The sequence below is a fragment of the Streptomyces sp. NP-1717 genome (genome assembly GCF_022695985.1).
Lineage (GTDB): Bacteria > Actinomycetota > Actinomycetes > Streptomycetales > Streptomycetaceae > Streptomyces.
The window spans coordinates 1-3,961 of the sequence record NZ_JAAPBF010000372.1; the positions used below are offsets into that span (position 1 = coordinate 1).

Consider the following 3,961-nt stretch of genomic DNA (forward strand, 5'->3'; position numbering starts at 1 on the left):
GGCGAGAGCGGACACCCGCAGGAACCGCTGATGGGCCTCGGTGTGCCCGGCGATGATCTCCTGGTGCAGCGCGGCGACCCGCCCGCTCTGCCGGAGGACCGCCGCGCGGGCGCCCGCCGCCCCCGGATCGCGCCCGTTCGAGACCGCCTCCCGGACGTCCGGCGACCGAGGCCCGGCAGGACCGGGGAAGTTCACGGCAGCGCCGCCCGGTGCGCCGGACCGGTCGGCATCCCGGTCCGGTACCGGCGCCAGCTCGGGGGCCCGGGGCAGGGTCACCACCGCCGGCTCCAGCGGCGGCAGACACGGGGGCGCGAGTACGGGCACGGTGACGGTGGGCCCGGGACGCGGGATCTCGGTGGCGGCTTCCGCGAGCCGGGCGAACAACTCGTCGGCGTGGACCGGCACACCCGCGACGACGAGCTCGGCCACCGCCAGGCAGGTCTGTCGCAGCCCGGTGCCGCCCGGGGTGTCGAGGGCGACGGCCACATGGTCCCGGTCGCCGAGCACCCGCTTGATCCAGCCGGTGCACAGCTTGCGCGGCCCGTGCTCCACGAACACCCGGACGCCGTCGGCATACGCCCGCTCGACCGTGGCCGCGAAGTCGATCGTGTTGAGTCCCTGCGCGGTGAGCGCGTCGGCGGCCCGCTCGGCGGTCGGCCGGTACGCACGCCCGGTGGCCCCGCTGTAGAACCGCACCCCCGGCACGTCGACGGTCGGACGCAGGTGGACCGCACGCCATACCTCCCGGATCTCCGCCAACTCCGGTGCGTGCGCGGCCATGTCGTAGTCCAGCTCGATCGCGCGGTCCGCGCCGATCCTCGCCACGACCGCCGCGCAGGCGCGGGACTCGCCGCCGATGACACAGACTCCGGGGGCGTTCACCGCCATCAGATGAACCGCGGGCTCGGCGGCCAGCTCGGCACGGACCGTTTCCAGGGGCGCGCTGATCAGATGGCTCGACCAGCCGCGTCCCTCGATGCCCAGCCGCTCCCAGTGGCGCCGCACCGCCCGGAGCTCACCGGTGAGTTCGGTCGTGAACAGCCCGCTCTCGCGGGTGGCGTCGTACAGCCCGGCGGCGTCCGGCCAGGCACCCAGCGCCACCAGCGCGGCCGACTCGCCCGATGAGTACCCCAGCGCGGCGTCCGGCCGCAGCCCGAGCACCTCACGGGTGAACACGGTGTGGTGGACGGCGAGTTCGGCGGCGCCCCAGATCTGGTCGAGCACTCCGCGCTCCGACCGCGACCGCAGACCGATGGACCCGTGCCGAGCACGGACGGCTTCACCGAGCGACGGCAGCGCGAGCATCAGCGCGTGGCCCATACCCGGGTACGACGCCGAGCCGTTCGTGTACACGAACGCGGTCTGCCCCGTGACCGGGCCGTCCCGGTACAGCACATCGGCCGGACGGGCCCCGCCCTCGGCCAGCCAGCGGCGGGCGGCCTCCGTCCGGCCCGGCAGCGCTTCGGCGTCGGCCACGATCGCCAGCCGCGCCGGCCCGGCGCCGGACTCCGTACCGGACTCCAGAGCGGCCAGCACCTCACGGCGGCCGGCACCGGAGAAGACGTGCAGGCGCGGAGCCCGGCCCCGCAGCCACGGCCGGGCGTCCCCCGCGCGCAGCCGGACACTCGCGGCGGGCCCCTCCAGTGGAGTCACCGCGGCCTTCGCGGTGAGCGCGACGGCCGCGGTGTCCGCGGGAAGGCCCGGACGCGGCACCGCGCGGTGCTGGAGCGAGAGCGCCGCGACCGCGACGGAGACCAGCCCGTACGCTGCGTGCGCACGACCGAAGGACGACGCCGGGTCGAACACCGCGTCGGGACCGTCCCCGATGACCATGTCCGGTGCGTCGGCGTTCTCCTCGTCGAGCAGGGCGACGACGGTGTCACCGTCCCTCCGCGCGGAGTCCAGCGACTTGAGGACCAGGACGACGGCGGCGTCCCCCGGTTCGTCCTCGCGGCCGAGCTCCCGCCGCGCGGCCCGGTGCACCGCCTCGCAGGACAGGTCGGTGGCGCCGACGAGCGCGGCGTCGGCCTCCCCCGACCGGACGGCCCGGGCCGCGAGTTCCAGCGCCACCAGCCCGGACGCCTCCTCCGCCGAGACCGCGAAACCCGGGCCCGCCAGGTCGAGTTGGGTACTGATCCGGTTCGCCACCAGATTCGGCAGGGTGCCCACCACACCCTCCGCCGTCATGGGCGGCACGAACGCGTCCCGGACGAGGTCCGCCGACTCGGGCGCGGTCGCGAGCCCGGCACGCTCCAGCCAGTGGGGAACCCGCCAGCGGGCGCCCGCCCGGGCCACCTCGGGGTCCACCCCCATACCGATGACCACCATGGTCCGCTCCCGGGGCAGGGACACCGACCGGACCGCCTCCCGGGCGGCCTCCAGCACCAGGAGCTGAGGGCGCGCCGTTCGCTCCAGGGCCAGCGGCGGGAAGCAGAGGTCCGTCAACTCCACGGTGATCCCGGCGGCGGGGCCGCGCCGCTCACCGCCCAGCACCGCCCGCCGGAAGTCCTCCGTACAGGTGCCGTCGCCGACCCGCGCGCCGAGGGCGACGATCGCCACCGGCGTGCGGCCGGCCGGCGATTTCCGTACCCGCTGCGCCGGGGAGGACACACCGGCGGCCGGCGGGAGGGGCGGCGCGACGGCGGACACCGGGTCGCCGTCCGGAAGGTCCACCACCAGATGGGCGTTGGTCCCGCCGAACCCGAACGCGCTCACCGCGGCCCGGCGCGGCCCGGACCACGGCTCCGGCGCGGTCAGCACCCGCAACGGCGTGCCCGCCAGCGCCTCCAGCGGTTGTTCCGCGCCGAGCGTCGCCGGACGGATCCCCGCACGGAGCGCGCCGAGCACCTTCAGCAGTCCGGCCATGCCCGCCGAGGCCAGCAGATGACCGACGTTCGACTTCACCGAACCGATGGGCACGTCGTCGCCGGCGCCGAAGACCCGGGCCATGCCGCGCGCCTCCACCGCGTCCCCGACCGGCGTCCCCGTCGCATGGCACTCGACGAGCGACACGGTCCCGGGCGCGACGCCCGCCGCGCCGTACGCCAGGCGCATGGCCCGCACCTGGCCCTCCTCCGCCGGGCTGATCAGCCCGGCGCCGCGCCCGTCGTTGGACAGCCCGACACCGCGGATCACACCGAGCACGGGCAGCCGCGCGGCGCGGGCGTCGGACAGCCGCATCAGGGCGACGAACCCGGCGCCCTCGCCGGGCAGCAGCCCGTCCGCGTCCCGGTGGAAGGGCCGGCTGCGACCCGTGCGGCTCGTCGCGGAGAGCCCGCAGAAACCGACGTGCAGATAGAGGGGGTCCGCCCGGCTGACGGCACCCGCGACCATCAGGTCCGCCGTACCGTCGTGCAGCCGGTCGCACGCCAGCTTGACGGCGTACAGCGACGACGCGCACGCCGCGTCGAGCGACCACGCGCCCGCGCCCAGTCCGAGGGCTCGGGCCGCGAGGTGGGCGGGCAGCCCGGACGAGAAGCGGTTCCGGGCGTCGGGCCGCCGCCGGCGCTCCCCCGTCAGCAGGGCGTCACGGAGCGCGGGCCGCTGGGCGGACAGCCAGACGTGCTCGGCGAGAGCCGCTCCGGTGGGCGTGGGGTAGGACAGGTTCCCCAGCACCAGCCCCGCGCCCGGCAGGGGCCCCTCGCGGCCCGCCTCCGTGAGTGCCTGCCGGACGCCGTACAGGACCCAGTGGAAGAGCGGGTCCAGCGACAGGATCCGCTCCGGTGCGATCCGCAGACCGCCGGGGTCGAAGACGGACTCGAACCCCCTTACGTACCCGCCGGCATCGGTCCAGGTGCGGTCGAGGTGGTCGTCCACCGAACCCATGGCCCGGTGACGCGGCAGCCGCCACCGGCCCTCGGGGACGGCCGACAGGCTGGAGCGGCCCGCGGCGATGTTGTCCCAGAACGTGTCCGGATCGAGCGCGTCGGGCAGCACACAGCCCCGCCCGACGACGGCGATC

1 protein-coding gene is annotated in these 3,961 nt (G+C 76.1%); it reads right to left on the bottom strand.

All coding sequences use genetic code 11. The features are described 5' to 3' along the window. Positions 1 to 3,960: type I polyketide synthase (locus GXP76_RS34430; protein WP_242575551.1), on the bottom strand; the 3,960-nt coding region annotated here is incomplete at its 3' end. Position 3,961 lies beyond the last annotated feature (1 nt).